The following is a 16,760-nucleotide window of genomic DNA, read 5'->3' on the forward strand; positions in this document are numbered from 1 at the left end:
CTCCCTACTGTCGACCCTGCCATCAACGGCTCCGGCTCCCGGAGCCGAGTTCGACCCCCGGAAACGAAGGACCACACCCATGGACAGCGACCGCATCCTCCCGGGCGCCGGCCCCCTCGCCGTCAGCGTCGACGCACAGCTGCGGGAGCGTGTGCCCGGCTACGTCCTTGGCCTGATCGCCGTACCGGACGTCGTCGTCGCGGACGCCCCGCAGGTGGCGGACCGGCTCGCCGCCGCCGAGGACGCCCTGCACGCAGCCGGACTGTCCAAGGCGGACGTCTCCGCCCTGCCCTCCATCGCCGCCTGGCGGGACGCGTACCGCGAGGTGGGCGTGAACCCCAACCGGTTCCCCTGCGCCGCCGAGTCGGTCCTGCGCAGGGTCGCCAAGGGCGACCGGCTGCCCCGCATCAACGCCCTGGTGGACCTGTGCAACGCGGTGTCCCTGGAGAGCCGCCTTCCCGTGGCCTCGTGCGACGTGGGCGACATCCAGGACGAGCTGACCGTGCGGTTCGCCCACGGGACCGAGGTCCATCTGCCGCTCGGCGCCCCCGAGGCGCCCGAGCACCCCGAGCCCGGCGAGGTCGTCTACGCCGACGCGCGGGACCGCGCCCACTCGCGGCGCTGGAACTGGCGCCAGGGCGACGTGGTCAAGACCGGCCTCGGGCGGCACCGGCTCCTGCTCACCGTCGAGTCCGTGCACGAGGGCGGCCGGGCCGAGGTGGAGCGGGCACTCGGACAGCTCGCGCAGGCGCTCACCGGCCTCGGCGCGGCGCCCCGGCCGCCGCAGGTCCTGGACGGCGCCGTCTCGCGGGTGGAGCTGTTCGCCGGACTTCCGGCCACGTCCCCGGCCGCACCGGTCGCCTGAGCCGGCCCCCGACTCTCCTACGAGGAGCATGACCATGAACCGTTCGATCCTGGTGGTCTACCGACCCGCCGCCGGACGCTACGCCGCCCAGTTCCGCAGTGTCGTCGCGGCCGCCGCCGATCTGGGTGTCGCCACCGTGGTGCTGCTGCCCACCGGCTGGCAGGCGGCGGAAGCCGAGGGCCTGGCGCAGTACCACGCCGACCTCGACGACCCGGCGGCCGTACGCGCCGTCGTCGGCGAGATCGTCGCCGAGCACCGCATCGAGCGCATCTTCCCGCTGTTCGAGGGCGATGTGCTGCCCGCCAGCCGGGCCCGGCGCGACCACGGCATCCCGGGTCTCACCCCGGACCAGGCGCTCAACTTCCGCGACAAGAACGTGATGCACCGCAGGGCCGAGGAACTGGGGGTGCGGGTGGCCCGGTCCTGCCGCCCGGACACGCTCGGCACGGTCTCGGAGTTCGCCGCGGAGGTCGGTTACCCGGTCGTCGTCAAGCCGTACGCGGGGTGGGCCTGCGGCAGCACCTACCGGGTGGACGGCCCCGACGACCTGGTCCGCGTCTGGGACGAGATGGGCGACGACCGGCACGAGTACCGGGTCGAGGAGTTCATCAGCGGCACGGAGTACCACGTCGACTCGCTCTTCCGGGACGGAGAGCCCGTCTTCGCCCAGCTCTCCCGGTACACCTACTCCATCCTCGAGTACCGCAACGAGCCCGGTGGCACCGTCTCCCGCAAGCACGGCCTCTCGTCCGGCGAACAGCGCATCCTGGACCTCAACACGGTGGTGCTGCGCGGTTTCGGCCTCGCCACCGGTGTGGTGCACGCCGAGTTCTTCCTGCTCGACGACGGTGACGTGGTGTTCGGCGAGGCGGGCGCGCGGGCCGGCGGCGGCTCCATCGTCCCCGCGATCGAGGCCGGGCGGGGGATCAACCTCGCGGGCGAATGGTGCCGCCTCGAACTCGACCCCGACTACCGCACCGAGGCACGCCTCGGCCCCGAGATCGGCACCGAGTACCTCAGCTCGGAGCGGTACGGGCGCATCACCGCCATCACCTCCCCGGCCGAACTGACCGCACTGGAAGGGGTCCTGGACGCCGACGTGTGGAAGCAGGTCGGTGACGTGCTGGCCCCGCCGACCGCCTCCAACGACGTGCTGGGCTGGTACGTGTGCGAGGGCACCGACTTCGACGACGTACGGGCCCGCTTCAAGACCGTGAGGGACGCCTTCCGCGTGGAGACGGTGCAGGACGCGCCCGACGGGGCCATGGAGTCCGCGGCGGACGGGCGGTCGTAGCCATGTGGCTGACACGCTTCAGGCAACTCCCGCTCGCGCTGCGGGTGCTGTTCCTCGCGTCCTTCATCAACCGCGCGGGCATGTTCGTCTTCCCGCTGCTCGCGGTCTACCTGGTGCGCGGCAAGGACCTCAGCCCCGGTGAGGCGGGGCTGCTGATCTCCGTCGGCAGCACCGGCCTGCTCGTGGGCAGCCTGCTGAGCGGACCGCTGTGCGACCTGCGCGGCCGGCGCACGGCCCTGCTCACCGCGCTCCTCCTGAACGCCGCGGGCTACCTCGGCCTGGCCGTGCTCGACGGCCCCCCGTGGACGTACGCCGGACTGCTCTTCGTCGCCCTGGTCGGCATGGGCATGTTCGGACCGGCGTCCAACACCCTGGTCGCCGACCTGACCGAGCCCGAGCAGCGGCCGTTCGCCTACACGGTGAGCTACGTCGGCAACAACCTCGGCATGGGCATCGGCCCGCTCCTCGGCGGCCTCGCGGCGGCGTACTCGTACCACGTCATGTTCGCGGGGAACATCGTCGCGGGCCTGGTGTGCGCCGCGATGATCGCCCTGTGGGTGCCGCGCGACCGTCGCGGCGGGACCAAGGACCGTGCGGAGAAGGCACGTTCGGGCCCGCTCGGCCACCGTCACGTCCTGCTCCTGGTGCTCGCGTCCTTCTTCTACGTGGTGCCGCTGATCGGCCTCGAATACGCGCTGCCGCTCGCCGTCACCACGGTCCTGCACGACTCGGCGGGACTGGTCGGCGCCGTGTACACCATCAACAGCGTCGTCGTGGTCGGTCTCGGGCTGCTCATGGAGAAGCGCATGCAGGGGCGCGGCACGAAGTCGCTGCTGCTGATCGGCGGACTGCTGTGGTCCCTGGGGCTCGCCGTCATCGTCGTGGCCTTCTCGCTGCCGGCGATCCTGTTGTCCACGGTGATCTGGACACTCGGCGAGATCATCGTCTCGGTGGTCGTGCCCACCTACATCGCCGACCACGTGGACGAGCGCAAGGTCGGCAGCTTCATGGCGCTGAACGGCTTCGTCCTGGGTCTCGCCCGGCTCGCCGTGCCCGCGGGACTCGGCGCGCTGTGGACGGCCCACGGCCACGGACCCGTCTTCCTCACACTGCTCGCGGCACCACTGGTCGGCATGGCCGTCTACGCCGTGCTGCGGATCAGGCCCCCTGCCGCCGCGGCCACCGCCTCACCGCCGAAACCCGCCGACGCTGCGGTCGGCACCTGATTCATCCGTTCCGACGGACCAACCATCACAGGAAAGTGCTCATGCCTCAGACGAAGTTCCTGCTGTCCGAAGACCAGCTTCCCACCACCTGGTACAACGTGGTCGCGGACCTTCCCAAGCCGCTGGAGCCGATGCTGCACCCCGGCACCCGCGAACCCGTCACCGCGGCCGATCTGGAGCCGCTGTTCCCGGCGGAACTCATAGCCCAGGAGTTCTCCACCGAGCGCGAGACCGACATCCCCGGCGCCGTGCTGGACGTCTACAAGCAGTGGCGGCCCAGCCCGCTGGTGCGGGCACACCGCCTGGAGAAGGCCCTGGACACCCCGGCCCGCATCTACTTCAAGAACGAGGGCGTCAGCCCGGCCGGCAGCCACAAGCCCAACACGGCCATCCCGCAGGCGTACTACAACAAGCAGGCCGGCGTGGAGCGCCTCACCACGGAGACCGGCGCCGGACAGTGGGGCAGCTCCCTGTCGCTCGCCTGCCGGTACTTCGGCCTCGTCTGCGAGGTCTACATGGTCAAGGTGAGCTACCAGCAGAAGCCCTACCGCCGTGGCCTGATGGAGACCTACGGCGCCACCGTCACCGCCAGCCCGAGCGAGCTCACCGAGGCCGGCCGCGCCGCCCTCGCCGCCGACCCCGACTCGCCGGGCAGCCTCGGTCTCGCCATCTCCGAGGCGGTGGAGGCCGCGGTGAACAGCGGCGGCACCGCGAAGTACGCGCTCGGCTCGGTGCTCAACCACGTGCTGATGCACCAGACGATCATCGGCAAGGAGGCGCAGCTCCAGATGGAGCTGGCCGAGGACTACCCGGACATCGTGATCGGCGCCGCGGGCGGCGGCTCCAACTTCGGCGGCCTGGCGCTGCCCTTCCTGGGCGAGCAGCTGCGCGGCGGGCGCTCGGTGCGCGCCGTCGCCGTCGAGCCGGCCTCGTGCCCGACCATGACCGAGGGCCGCTTCGAGTACGACTTCGGCGACACCGCGGGGATGACGCCGCTGACCAAGATGCACACCCTCGGCCACGACTTCGTGCCGCCCAGCATCCACGCGGGCGGTCTGCGCTACCACGGCATGTCCCCGATCATCAGCCAGCTCAAGGAGTACGGCTACCTGGAGGCGCGCGCGGTGCCGCAGACCGCGTGCTTCGAGGCGGGCGTCACCTTCGCCCGCCACGAGGGCATCGTGCCGGCCCCGGAGTCCACGCACGCGGTGCGCGTCGCCATCGACGAGGCACTCGCCTGCAAGGAGTCCGGCGAGGCGAAGAGCATCCTGTTCTCGCTCTCCGGACACGGCCACTTCGACATGCAGGCGTACATCGACTACTTCGGCGGGAAGCTGACCGACTGACGCGAGAACGCCGACCCGGCGGGATGGGACGGGGAGCCCGTTCCGCCACGTGACGGACCAGGGGGGACACCATGCGTACAGCAGAAGGAACACCGGGGGACATACGGCAGGAGCGTCCCGTCATTCTCGGCATCTCGGGATCCGAGCGGGCGGGCGGCAACACCGACCTGGCACTGGCCTACGCGGGCGAGCTGGTCCGCGACCGCGGTGCCGAGTTCCAGGCCGTCTATCTGCGCGAACACCGCATCCTGCCGTGCAGCCCGTGCCGTGACTGCAACAACCGCACCAGTCCGTGCGCGCTGCCCGACGACATGCCGGCCATCATCGACCGGATGCGCCAGGCCGACGGGATCATCTACGCCGTACCGGTGCACGGCTTCGGCCTCGCCCACCTCATGCAGATCTTCATCGAGCGGGCGGGCGTCGGCTATCTGCGCTTCGAACGGCCGCTCGCCAACAAGGTCGGCGGCATCATCGTCACCGCCCGCCGCTACAGCGACGCCTCCGTGCACAACCAGCTCGTCGACAACCTGCTGCTCAACCGGATGATCCTGGTGGGCAGCGGGTTCCCGGCCCTGCTGCGCAACACGTCGCAGGAACCGGGCCTCAACGACCGCGAGGGTGTGGACGCCCTGGAGCGCATGGCCCACCGGATGGTGGACATGACGCTGCTGCTGAACCGCCACAAGGCGACGACCGGGGAACCGGTGCTGCCGCTGGACGACCAGAACGAGCGCGTCGTACGCCGGCGGCCCCAGCTCGTGGACGGAGCCCCGCGCCCCGCGTGACACCGCCGCGCCCGCACGACGACACCGCCCGCACACCCACCGCACGATCAGGAGCACCCACACCATGTCCACCGTCACCCCCGCCCTCGTCGGCATCGACTTCGACGCCATCCCCTGGGAGAAGTGGCACAAGCCCGGCGCCGACGGCCGGGTGAAGATCGCGTACACCGGAGGGCTCCGGGTGCGCCTGATGGAACTCCCTGCGGGCTTCAACGAACTGGAGTGGTGCGAGCGCGGCCACCAGGGATACGTCCTGCAGGGCGAGTTCACCATCCACTTCGACAACCGATCGGTGCCCTGCCGCCCCGGCATGGGCTTCATCATCCCCGGCGACGAACGGCACCGCTCCCAGGGCTCCGACACCGAGCCCACCGTCGTCTACGTCGTCGACGAGGTGCCCGCGCCGTGAGCGGCCCCGAGAGAATCGAGGAACTGCGGGTCTCGATCGACGCGCTCGACCGGCAGATCGTCGCTCTGCTCGCCGAACGCACCGCCGTGGTGCGCGAGCTGACCGAGTTCAAGAACGACGAGGAGACGGTCCGCTCGCCGCGGCGGGTGGAGCAGGTGATCGCCAAGGTGCGCGGTCTGGCCGACGCCGAAGGCATGCCGGCCGCCATCGCGGAGGCCGTGTACCGCACCCTCATCAAGGAGCTGACGGACCTTCAGCTGCGGCGGCTCCACGAGCGCCGGGCCGCTGTCCCACCGGCCGCCGCCGCGAACGGGGCGGCATGACGCGCCGCGGCCCCGCCGACCTGCGCACCGCTCTCGCCGGGCTCGACCCGCTGCCCGGCGAGCTGGTGCGGGTCCGGGAGCAGGTCCCGGCCCGGTTCGGTGTCACCGCCCGCTACGCGAAGTGGGCCGGGACACCGGCCCCGCCGCCGACCGGCCCCGGCCCCGCCCTGCTGTTCGAGCAGGTGGTGCCCAGCGGCGGCGGAGCGGCCCGCCCCGTGCTCATCGGCCTGTACGGCACCCGCTGGCGTGCCGCGGGACTGCTCGGGCTCACCCCCGGCGAGATGGCGCCCCGCCTGCTCGACGCGGTGGCCGCACCGGTGGCCCCGGTGCGGGTGAAGGGGCGGGCCCAGGCCCGCAACGTACTCCCGCCGGACCTGACGGCACTTCCGATCCCCGTCGTCACCGACCAGGACGCGGGGCCCTATCTGACGCTCGGGGCGGTCCTGGCCACCGACCCCGACACCGGGGTGCGCAACCTCTCCGTGCACCGGATGTGCGTCCAGGGCCCCGACCTGCTGACCATCTGGATGGTGCCCGGACGTGACCTGGAGAGGGCCCATCAGGCGGCCCTGCGGCGGGGCGAGAACCTGCCCGTCGCGATCCACCTGGGTCTGGGCCCGGCCCTGCTGCTCGCCTCGTGCTGCCCGACGTCCCTGGTCCCGGACAGCGTCGACGAGCTCGCGGTGGCGGGCACCCTCGGCGGCGGACCGGTCGAGCTCACGGAGTGCCGCAGCGTCGACGCGGAGTGCGTCGCCGACGCCGAGTACGTCATCGAGGGCGAACTCCTCGCGGACCTGGCACCGGAGAACCCGCACGGCCCCGCCGCCACACCCGAGTTCCTCGGCTACCAGGGGCGCGCGCACCCGGCGCTGCCCACGGTGCGCGTCACCGGGATCACCGCGCGGGACGGGGCGATCCTGCAGACCGTCTCGGGCCCGGGGCACGAGCAGTCGGTCCTGCTCGGCTTCGGCATGGAGGCGGCGATCCTGGGGCGGCTGCGCGCCCTGGGGGCGCCGGCCGAGTCGGTGCACTGCCACACGGCAGGCGGCGGCCAGCTGATGGTGGCCGTCCGGTGGCGGGCCAAGCGGTCGTCCGCCGACGACGCACTCGTGCGCGAGTGCGGTGCGTCGATCCTCGACGGCTTCCGCATGGCCAAGCTGGTCGTGTCGGTGGACGAGGACGTCGACCTGGAGTCGGACGCGGACCTGTGGTGGGCGATGACCACCCGGCTCCAGGCGGACCGGGACCTGACCGTCCTGCCCGACCGCGAGGGGTTCCCCCTCGACCCGACACAGTCCACCTCCTACTCGGCGGCTCTCTCGGCCGACGGGCGGACCGCGAAGGCGCACTTCGACTGCACGGTGCCGTACGCCGAGCGGGCCCGTTTCCACCGGCCCCGCTTCACGGAGCCCGTGGAGGAGCCGGACACCGAGGTGCCGCCCTCACGGCTCAGCTTCGCCCCGTCGCCTCGCGCACCGCGGCGGCCAGCAGCGCGACCCCCTCGGTGATACGGGCCGTGGTCAGGGCGGCGTACCCCACCAGGAACGTCGGCTCGGCCGGCGGGTCGAGGATGAAGTAGCCGGACGCGGGGTACACCCGGACCCCGCGTCCGGCCGCCAGTTCCACGATCCTCTCCTCCGGCACGCCGCGCGCGCCCGTGAAGGTGACCAGGACGTGCAGGCCCGCCGCCTCGCCCGAGATGCGGACCTCGGCGCCGAAGTGCTCGTACAGCGCTTCCAGGAGCCGCCTTCTGCGCTGCCGGTACAGCCGCGTCATCCGGCTGATGTGCCGGGCGTAGGCGCCGGTCGCGATGAAGTCGGCCAGCGCCTCCTGGGAGACGGTCGGGGTGAGCCGGTCGGTGATCCACTTGAGCCCGAGGAACGGCTGCACGAGGTGCGGCGGCAGCACCGCGTAGCCGATGCGCAGCGCCGGGAAGAGCGTCTTGCTGAAGCTGCCCACATGGACGACGGTGTCGCGGTGCCGCTCGGCCGCGAGCGCGGGCAGCCGTTCCGCGGTGAACGTGAACTCGTTGTGGTAGTCGTCCTCCAGGACCGTCGCGCCGTGTTCGTACGCCCAGGCGAGCAGGGCCCGGCGGCGGGCCTGCGACATGATGAAGCCGGTGGGGAACTGGTGCGACGGTGTCACGTACACCAGCTTCACCTTCCCCGGGTCGTGCCCGTGGGCGCGCACGCGGGCGTCGATGTCCGCGACCCGCAGGCCCTCCTCGTCGACGGGGACGGGCACCACGGCGGCGGCGGAACACCCGAAGATCTGCCGCAGGACGGTGTGGCTGGGGTCCTCGATCACCACCACGTCGCCGGGGCCGACCAGCATCCGCACCAGGATGTCCAGCGCCTGCGTGGCGCCGCCGGTGACCATGATGTGTTCGGGCGAACTGTCGACGGCCCTGCTGTACCGCACCAGGGCGGCGATCTGTGTGCGCAGCGCCTCCGAGCCCTCGGCCGGCCCGTAGCCGAGGGCGACGGCGTCGGCCCGTCCGTACGCGTCGTGAAGGGACTGCCGCCACCGGGCGACCGGGAACGCGGAGAGTGCCGGGGTGCCGTGCCGGAAGTCGAGGACGTTGTGGGAGTGCCGCAGGACGGGCGGCGGTTCCCACGGCTGCCAGAGCGGATCGCCCTCGTCGGTGGGCCGGGGCGGCGCGGGGGCGAGCCGCGCGGGACCGGACCGGGCTGTTCCGTTCGAAGGGAGCCCTGCCGGACCGTCGGAGGGCAGCTCCGCGACCCGTGTGCCCGAGCCGCGCCGGGCGGTCAGGATCCCCTGGGCCCGCAATAATTCGTACGCCCGGATGATCACCGTCCGGGAGACGCCCAGCTGCTGGGCGAGTTCACGTGACGCGGGCAGGGCGTCCCCCGTACGCAGCCGCCCCGAGCGTACGAGCGCGGCGACCTGGTCGCACACCTGCTGCTGCAGTGTGGTGTTGCCCTGCCGGTCCAGGGTGATGAGCAGTTCGGCAGATCCCATGGTGTTCCCCCCTCGCTGGTGGTGCTGCGCCGCCGGCACGGGCCGGGCAGTTCGACGGGACGCGGCCCGCTGAACGGGGCTGTCCGGAGCGGATCCCGCATCCCGGTCGCACACCAGCCACGCCGAGATCATCGCATGTCCCACCGACAGCGACGGGACGGGCCGTACGGGCCCATGGCCTCCGCCCGGACGGCGCGGTGGATGCGGAGAACAGGACCACGGCTGCGGTGTCAGTGGGCTGAAGTATCCTTCCCGTCCCCGCACACCGACCGTGAGGAACAAGAGAATTGACCGGCCTTTCCGCTTTCCCGCTGCCCTTTCATGCTTCTCGTTCCATGGCGTTCGCGACACCCCGAACGCTGCGGGAACTCCAGATGATGCAGTGCAGCGCCCACATTCGGGCGAAGCCGGGATGGTCCGACAAGATGAACGACGCCGGCATCGTCGCCAGGTGGACGCAGGAAGCGATGGCCCAGGGCCTCACCGAAGCACAGGTCCGTTACGTGCTCGCCGAACTCGTGCGTTACGCCGCGCTGCGGGACGCACGAACCGGCGTGGAGGTGTCCGCGGTCGACGGGGTGTGGCAGTCGGACACACTGGTCGACGACACGCTCGGATCCCGGCTGCGCGAGGCGGTCCGGGTTCTGGAACAGGTCCCCGAGGCGGAACAGGACTGGCATCCCGGATCCGACGGCCAGGTACTGGATCTGGTTCATCCCTCACTGTTCTGTCTGGTGAACGAGGTGAGCGGCGCGCCCGACCGGGCTTGGCGGAACCCGACGGACCGCTATTCGCGGTACGAGTTCTCGGAGAGATTCCAGTGGCTTCCCACGGACGTCGACGTCAGTGACGAGGGCGATGTCACCTTCCGTTCGTACGTCAACAACGTCCACCCCGAGACTCACCGCGAACTGGCCTCCGTGCTGCCGGACCTGTTCGCGCGCCTGCGCCCGCTGCTGGAGAACGTGCTCACGGATCTGCGCCACCCGCGGCCCCTGCGCATCGAGGCCGATCCTTACGGCTGGTACGACTCGGAGCCGGAGTATCCGGACAAGTCCTCCTACAGTGATGACCATGCCTGCACGGAAGCCCTCCGTGCATGGGAAGCGGCCCAGGACGACTGGTGGGAGAACCGCCGTCCGGCCGTCCCGGACGCCCCGGCCTACACCCCGCCCGAGCCGCCCGAGGACTTCGCCCGCGTCGATCTGCGCGGCCGCCGTCTCCAGGTCATCGTCAAGCTCGCCACGATTCACCTGACCCCGGACAAGCCCGAGTACCCGGGCGGTTCCTGGCATGTCGAGGGCATGCTGAACGAGCGGATCGTCTCGACCGGCATCTACTACTGGGACAGCGAGAACATCACCGAGAGCCGGCTGAGTTTCCGGGCGGCACTCGACGACCCGCACTACGAGCAGAACGACGACAACGGTCTGCGTGAGGTCTACGGCCTGGAGGACGAGGACGCGCTGAACCAGACGCTGGGATCGGCGGCGACCCCGGCGGGCCGCTGCCTGGCGTTCCCGAACATCCTGCAGCACCGCGTCGGCTCGTTCCGCCTCATGGACCCCGCCCGTCCGGGACACCGTAAAATTCTCGCGTTCTTCCTGGTCGACCCGTCGGAGAAGATCGTCTCGACATCCGATGTGCCACCGCAGCAGCCATGGTCCGACACCTCGACCATGACGCTCCAGCAGGCCAAGGAGCACCGCGAACAACTCATGCAGGAACGCAAGTTCTTCGTCGACGAACACAACGAGCAGCTCTACGAACGGGAGTTCTCCCTCTGCGAGCACTGAGGAGCTCCGCGGCCGGCCGCGTCCCCGGATCCGTACCGCCTCCGGGCCGGGTGCCGGGACCTCCCTGTCCGGTGCCAGGGGGTGACGGGCTGCGGTGCCCTGCCTCCGCCTGCGGGGGTGTGTCTGGCAGGGTGTGCCGTATGGAGCCGTCGAGAGTGATCGAAGCACTGTGGGACCGAGTCCAGGCGCGGGACTGGAACGGGGTCGCCGAGCTGGTCGCGCAGGACGCCGTCGTCGAGTGGCCGGTCAGCGGTGAACGCATCGTGGGCGCCGAGAACTACGTTGCGGTCAACCGTGAGTATCCGGAGGGCTGGACGATCCACGTGCTGCGGATCGTCGCCGACGGTGACGAGGTCGTCTCCGAGGTCGAGGTCCCGCACGAAGGCGTCGGGGTGTTCCGCGCGGCGTCGTTCTGGACCGTCCACGACGGACGGATCGTCCGTGGGCGGGAATACTGGACGGCCCTCGGCTCCGACCCGCGCCCGGAGTGGAGGGCCGCCCTCGTCGAACCCATGGAGAGCCTGCCGGACACCCCACAGGGGATGACTCCCTAGGCGCTTGCGCGGATGACCGGATGTCACGGCGGCGAGCGGTCGCACCGGCGCCGTGACCACCTCGTCCCGTACGGCAGCGACGGAACGGTCCAGCCCGGGGGCAGGGGCCGGAGAGACGGCCGCCTGCTGCGCCGGTGCTTCCCGAGGACCGTCGTCCCCGCCGGTCGCCCCGGCAGAGGAAACCCGGGCGGGATGTGTCCGTTCGTGTGCAAGGGGCGGCCCCGCGGGTACCTGAGTCCGGCGTCCCGCCGTCGGCGGGCACGTGGCGGGTGCTGATGCGCGGAGCAAGGGGAGATCCAGGTGGGCTTGCGTGAGTGGCAGGGCAGAGAGGCTTCCCGAGTCCCCGCCCGGATTCTGGCGGGCCGTTACCGGCTGGACGCGCTGATCGGCTCGGGCGGCGCGGCGGACGTCCACCGCGGGTTCGACCTGCGGCTGCGGCGGCCCGTGGCCGTGAAGATCTTCAGGCCGGGCACCGGCTTCGACACGGAGGAGAACTTCCGCCGCGAGACAGTGAACCTGGCGCGGCTTCAGCACCAGGGGCTGGTGACCGCCTACGACGCCGGGCGGCACGATCATGATGCCTACCTGGTCATGCAGCTCGTCGACGGACCCACTCTGAAGACACGCACAGCCGAGGGTCCCCTGCCGTGCGAGACCGTCGCCGCGCTCGGCGCCGATCTGGCCGACGCCCTGGCCCACGCGCATCAGGCGGGGATCGTCCACCGGGACGTCAAACCGTCCAACATCCTCCTGGACACCGCCGGCCGGCCTCACCTGACCGACTTCGGGATCTCCCGGCTGCTGGACGCCACCACCCGCACAGCCACCGGCACCCTCACCGGAACGGCTGCCTATCTGTCCCCCGAGCAGGTACTGGGCCGGCCCGTCGGACGGTCCGCGGACGTCTACGCCCTCGGCCTGGTGCTCCTGGAAACCCTGACCGGCCGCCTCGAATACGGAGGCGGTCCCCTGGAAGCCGCGATAGCGCGACTGCACCGACAGCCCGCCCTCCCGGACTTCCTGCCCGACGCCTTCGCCACCCTGCTGCGGAACATGACCGCGCTGGACGAACGGACCCGCCCCACGGCACGCCACTGCGCCCGGGCACTGGCCCGTCTGGCCTCCACCGCGACGGCCACGGAAACCGCACCGTCCGCCGCTCGCCTCACGAGCGTCGTCACCCCGGTGGCAGTCACGGACGGTACCGACAGCACGCACCACAGCCCTCTGTCCGGCGCCCGGCCGCTCTCCGCCGCAGTGCTTCCGACGGCCCGGTCCGGAGCGGTCTCCCGCCCCGCCCACGCGGGCAACCGCCTCCGGGCGTGCGGGGCGGTGGCGGCCCTGGCCGCCGTCGTCGCCTCCGGTCTCGTCGCCACCGCCGCGGACGACGGCGCCCCGGGAAGAGCGGCCCCGTCCGGCAGTGATCCGGCCGCTCTGTCCGCATCCCCGGACACTGCGCCCCGCGAGGACGACCGCTCCGCGCGACCGGCGGCCCCGCCCCCGCCCACCCGTGCCGCCTCGGCCCCACCGCTTCGCGCCTCCGCCCCGGAACGTGACGCCCGCCTGCCGTCCGGCGGCCCCGGCCAGCACCCGGCCACCGGCGCCACCCCCTCGTCCGCCCCGGGCGGCACCGGCGTGCCCGAGCAGTCCTCCGCCAGGGCCGACGGGCGGGCCAGGGCGAAGTCTCCCGGCGAACCGCACGGCCGGGCGCGAAAAGGCCAGGAGGGCGCGAACGGCCCCCACGGGCAGGAGTAGGGCGGGTTCACCGCCCGGCTCCCCTGTCCCGTTTCACGTTCGACAGGCGAGCCGTCGGCTCCGTTTCCATCGGCTGACCGATCGAGTTACGCTCGATATGTTCGAGGTACAGGGGACAGATGGTCGATCGCGGAGGTCACCATGGATGTCGCCGTAGGAACATTCAACCTCAACAATCTCTTTTCACGGTTCAACTTCCGGGCAGAGGTGTCGGCCGTCCATGCGGTCGACGACGAGGAACGTCTGACCTCCAGCTATGTCTTCGACGACCCCGAGAGCGTTCGGATCCGTACGTACAAAGGCAAGCTGGTCAAGGGAAAAGACCCCGGGGAACAGAACGTGCTCGCCCGGCGGATCCGCGAGATGGACCTCGACGTACTGGCCGTGCAGGAAGTCGAGGACATCGACACCCTGCGCTTTTTCGTCGCTCGGTACCTGGACGGCGCCTACCCGCACATCTCGCTGATCGAGGGCAACGACCCCCGCCTGATCGATGTCGCTGTCCTGTCCAAATTCCCGGTCGGGTCGGTGACCTCCTGGCAGCACGCGGTCCATCCGGACGTGCCCGGCGAACGTGTCTTCAGCCGGGACCTGCTGGAAGTGGACATCCGCGATCCCCGCGACCCCGACAAGCATCTGCTGACCGTCTTCAACAACCATCTCAAGAGCCAGTTCGTCGATCGGGACACCGACCCCGAGGAGGGCAAGCGCCTCGCCGACGAGCGGCGCACCCGCCAGGCCGACACCGTCGTCCGGATCCTCGGCGAACGGACCCGCCCCGACGGACGCTACATCGTGCTGGGCGACATGAACGACAGCCCTGACGCGCCGACACTCGCCGCACTGGCCGAGCCGACACCCCAGACGAGTCTGACGGAGGCGCTCGCGTATCCGGAGGAGACCCGGGCGCCCAAGCCCGACACCCCTCCGCCGCCTGCCTCGGGGGCGTGGACCCATCGGTTCAAGGAAACCGGACAGCCCGCCAAGTACGAGCTGTTCGACCAGATCTGGCTCAGCAAGAGCCTCACGACGCGGCACAAGAGCTCTCACATCGACCGGCGTACCAGGCACGGCGGTGACGGATCGGATCACGATCCCGCTTGGGTCGTCCTCGACCTCTGACCTCTTTCCCTTTCCGTACCGCAACCGTTCCGGCTCGAACACCGGCGGAGGGAAGACCCATGCCATTGATGAACTACGGAGTGCTGGCGTGCAGGGTCGTCGAACGGCGCCGTGAAGGCGCGCCCGACGACACCCCTCACTACCAGCTGCACCTCACCGACGACGAGGGCACGCACTACCGCGGTGCGGTCAACGTCCTGTCCCAGGAGGCCCCCTCCGAGCTGCTGTTCCTGGCTGTCGACGATTTCCGGCATCCCGTGACCGCACAGCTTCCCCCGGCGAGGAGCGGATGGACGGAGCTGCAGTCCCGGCCGGGCACGGCGAGCCTGGACTTCATCCGCGGCAATCTCTTCGCCCCGGAATCGATGCGCAAGCTGCCTCCGGACGTGCTCGGCCCCGACAACGACCTGTCCGACCGGCTGGACCACTACATCGGGCGTGCCCTCGGCGACCCCACGGCCGAGCTGTACGTCTTCGGCGAGCGATGGGGACCGGAACGCAACAAGCGCGACAAGGTGTTCGGCTTCGAGCCCGGCAACGGTGTGCATGAGATCCATATGAACCAGGGCAGTGTGGGGCGCTTCCGTCCGACCAACGGAGTCTGGCAGGACGGCGCGCTGATGATCCACTTCCCGGCCGAATCACGCTGGGCGGCCGTGTTCCTGGCCTTCCAGTCCCAGGCATGGCACACCGACGACCAGACCGGTCACCCCATCGAGACAGCACCTGCCCGGCCCGTCCGGGGCGAGGCCGAGATGCGCATCCTGGCGGCCATGGTCAACCCCAAGGGTCCTGCACCCGAGCGGGAGACGGTGACCCTCATCAACGCCTCGCCCGAGTCCGTCGACCTCGCCGGCTGGCGGCTGGCCGACGGGAACGATCACATGCTCCCGCTGCCCCCGGAGCTCGTCGCCGCAGGCGCGACCGTGGTCGTCCAGGGCGGCAACGGCTTCGCACTCGGCAACCGAGGCGGGGCGATCACCCTGCTCGACTCGTCGGGGCTCAAGGTCGACGGTGTGTCGTACACGGAGGCCGAAGCGCGTCGCGAGGGCTGGACGGTGTCCTTCTGAGCGAGTCCCCCCACGCAGCGCGTGCACGGGCCCGACGGCCGTCGGGCCCGTGCACGCGGCCGATGCCGGGCTCGCGCCACTCGCCTTGCGAAGGCGAAGCGCCTGTGGTGACCTGGTATCAGATACCTGTGCCGGACGGTGACGCCGTCGCACCGGACGGCCGGCACGACGACTGTCGGTCATGATGCCGCCGTTGCCTCAACCTCTGGTTCACGGAGTCGGCGGCAGGCAAGTCGGCGATCCCGCAGCGCAGATGACCCGGCGATCGGTGACCGGGTGTTCCATCGCGCTCGGTCCTGTACCGCACTGGCGCTCGTGAGCGGGCAGCCATGGGCCTGTCCTGCCGATCCATCATGTGCAGGAGGCGCTCCGAGCCGATGTCGCCACCTGATCCCTTCTCTTGGCGAGGCGGTCGCCGGACAGCTCACGGAGCGGACCTCGAGGCCGAGGGAGCGATGCATCATGGTCGATGTAAAAGTATGGTTCACGGGACTTGAGTGCCGCATCCGCCAAGAGGAGCTGGACGAAATAATCGGCACCGTCCAGCTTTTCGCCGGCACCACCCCCCAGCCGTTGGTGAGCATCCCGGAGAGTGGATTCCTGGAGCTGGGAGAGGACGCTCCGAGGATCGCCGTCGTCCAACGGCTGCTCTACACCGGACCGGCGCAGGACATGAGCGTGTCCGCCACCTTGATGGAGATCGAGACTTCCGACCCGGAAGAAGCGGAGAATCAGAAGAAGGCGTTGGCCAAAGCTGTTTCTGCTGCGGTCACCGCCGCCCTCATCGCCCTCACCGGGGGAGTCGGCGCCGTGGCCGCGCCGGTGGTGGACGTCCTGACCGGGCTTCTGGTCGACTTCATAGCCGACGAGCTGCTGGGCATGGGCCCTGACGCATATCAGCCGTCCGCCATCGCGCTGCCGCTGGACAGACTGCTGAGCGCGGACAGCCGTCGACGTACCCTGCAGCGCGCGGACGATCCGAGGACGCTTCAATTCACGGACGAAATCGTCCTCACCGGCGTGGACGACGGAGGAGACAAGGGGGTATACGCGATATACCTGGACATTCAGCCGTCCGCGCCTTCGCCCGCTCCCGTCGAGCCCGCTCCCGTCGAGCCCGGTCAGGGCGGGACCGGTCAGCGGACGCTGAGCACGGGCTCCCGGGGCGCTGCGGTGCGAGAGCTTCAGCAGCTGCTCAACATGCGGCTGCCGCACATGGAACCGCTGGTC

At 70.7% G+C, this 16,760-nt stretch carries 15 protein-coding genes; 14 read left to right on the plus strand and 1 reads right to left on the minus strand.

Features of this window, described 5'->3' with window-relative positions; all coding sequences use genetic code 11:
- Positions 1-79: 79 nt before the first annotated feature.
- The 8 genes from ACIQGV_RS09745 (at position 80) to ACIQGV_RS09780 (ending at position 7,759) form a co-directional block, all read left to right on the plus strand.
- Entirely contained in the window at positions 80-865 is a 786-nt protein-coding gene (locus ACIQGV_RS09745) for a B3/4 domain-containing protein (RefSeq protein WP_402492776.1), read from the plus strand.
- Between the two features lie 34 nt (positions 866-899).
- Positions 900-2,159 (plus strand): ATP-grasp domain-containing protein, encoded by a 1,260-nt coding sequence (locus tag ACIQGV_RS09750; protein WP_402492777.1) that lies wholly within the window; start codon positions 900-902, stop codon positions 2,157-2,159.
- A 2-nt stretch (positions 2,160-2,161) separates the two neighbouring features.
- On the plus strand, positions 2,162-3,385 hold the full coding sequence (locus ACIQGV_RS09755) for an MFS transporter (RefSeq protein WP_402492778.1): 1,224 nt from the start codon (positions 2,162-2,164) through the stop codon (positions 3,383-3,385).
- 41 nt (positions 3,386-3,426) lie between these two features.
- On the plus strand, positions 3,427-4,731 hold the full coding sequence (locus ACIQGV_RS09760) for a TrpB-like pyridoxal phosphate-dependent enzyme (RefSeq protein ID WP_402492779.1): 1,305 nt from the start codon (positions 3,427-3,429) through the stop codon (positions 4,729-4,731).
- Positions 4,732-4,802: 71 nt separating this feature from the next.
- Positions 4,803-5,519 (plus strand): flavodoxin family protein, encoded by a 717-nt coding sequence (locus ACIQGV_RS09765; RefSeq protein ID WP_402492780.1) that lies wholly within the window; start codon positions 4,803-4,805, stop codon positions 5,517-5,519.
- Between the two features lie 64 nt (positions 5,520-5,583).
- On the plus strand, positions 5,584-5,928 hold the full coding sequence (locus ACIQGV_RS09770) for a cupin domain-containing protein (protein ID WP_402492781.1): 345 nt from the start codon (positions 5,584-5,586) through the stop codon (positions 5,926-5,928).
- Positions 5,925-6,251 carry a chorismate mutase gene (locus ACIQGV_RS09775; protein ID WP_402492783.1) on the plus strand — a complete coding sequence of 109 codons (327 nt, stop codon included), beginning with the start codon at positions 5,925-5,927 and terminating at the stop codon, positions 6,249-6,251. The genes ACIQGV_RS09770 and ACIQGV_RS09775 overlap by 4 nt, the downstream gene beginning before the upstream one ends.
- Positions 6,248-7,759, plus strand: coding sequence for a UbiD family decarboxylase domain-containing protein (locus ACIQGV_RS09780; protein WP_402492785.1), 1,512 nt, complete (start codon positions 6,248-6,250; stop codon positions 7,757-7,759). The genes ACIQGV_RS09775 and ACIQGV_RS09780 overlap by 4 nt, the downstream gene beginning before the upstream one ends.
- Here the strand turns inward: ACIQGV_RS09780 and ACIQGV_RS09785 are convergent.
- The gene (locus ACIQGV_RS09785) at positions 7,701-9,233 is read right to left on the minus strand and encodes a PLP-dependent aminotransferase family protein (protein WP_402492786.1); all 1,533 of its coding nucleotides are present in this window, start codon (positions 9,231-9,233) and stop codon (positions 7,701-7,703) included. The genes ACIQGV_RS09780 and ACIQGV_RS09785 overlap by 59 nt on opposite strands.
- 287 nt (positions 9,234-9,520) lie before the next feature.
- Here ACIQGV_RS09785 and ACIQGV_RS09790 point away from each other — a divergent pair, with 287 nt between their 5' ends.
- From ACIQGV_RS09790 to ACIQGV_RS09815, 6 genes are all read left to right on the plus strand, one after another.
- Entirely contained in the window at positions 9,521-11,029 is a 1,509-nt protein-coding gene (locus tag ACIQGV_RS09790; RefSeq protein WP_402492788.1) for a DUF4246 domain-containing protein, read from the plus strand.
- 140 nt (positions 11,030-11,169) lie between these two features.
- Entirely contained in the window at positions 11,170-11,583 is a 414-nt protein-coding gene (locus tag ACIQGV_RS09795; RefSeq protein ID WP_402492789.1) for a nuclear transport factor 2 family protein, read from the plus strand.
- Between the two features lie 300 nt (positions 11,584-11,883).
- Positions 11,884-13,338 carry a serine/threonine-protein kinase gene (locus ACIQGV_RS09800; protein WP_402492791.1) on the plus strand — a complete coding sequence of 485 codons (1,455 nt, stop codon included), beginning with the start codon at positions 11,884-11,886 and terminating at the stop codon, positions 13,336-13,338.
- Between the two features lie 141 nt (positions 13,339-13,479).
- Positions 13,480-14,460 carry an endonuclease/exonuclease/phosphatase family protein gene (locus ACIQGV_RS09805; protein WP_402492793.1) on the plus strand — a complete coding sequence of 327 codons (981 nt, stop codon included), beginning with the start codon at positions 13,480-13,482 and terminating at the stop codon, positions 14,458-14,460.
- Positions 14,461-14,519: 59 nt separating this feature from the next.
- The gene (locus ACIQGV_RS09810; protein WP_402492794.1) at positions 14,520-15,530 is read left to right on the plus strand and encodes a DUF2278 family protein; all 1,011 of its coding nucleotides are present in this window, start codon (positions 14,520-14,522) and stop codon (positions 15,528-15,530) included.
- Between the two features lie 462 nt (positions 15,531-15,992).
- Positions 15,993-16,760 (plus strand): peptidoglycan-binding protein (locus tag ACIQGV_RS09815; RefSeq protein ID WP_402492796.1); only part of this gene is annotated, 768 nt, incomplete at its 3' end.

This window comes from Streptomyces sp. NPDC093094, from assembly GCF_044754345.1.
Lineage (GTDB): Bacteria > Actinomycetota > Actinomycetes > Streptomycetales > Streptomycetaceae > Streptomyces.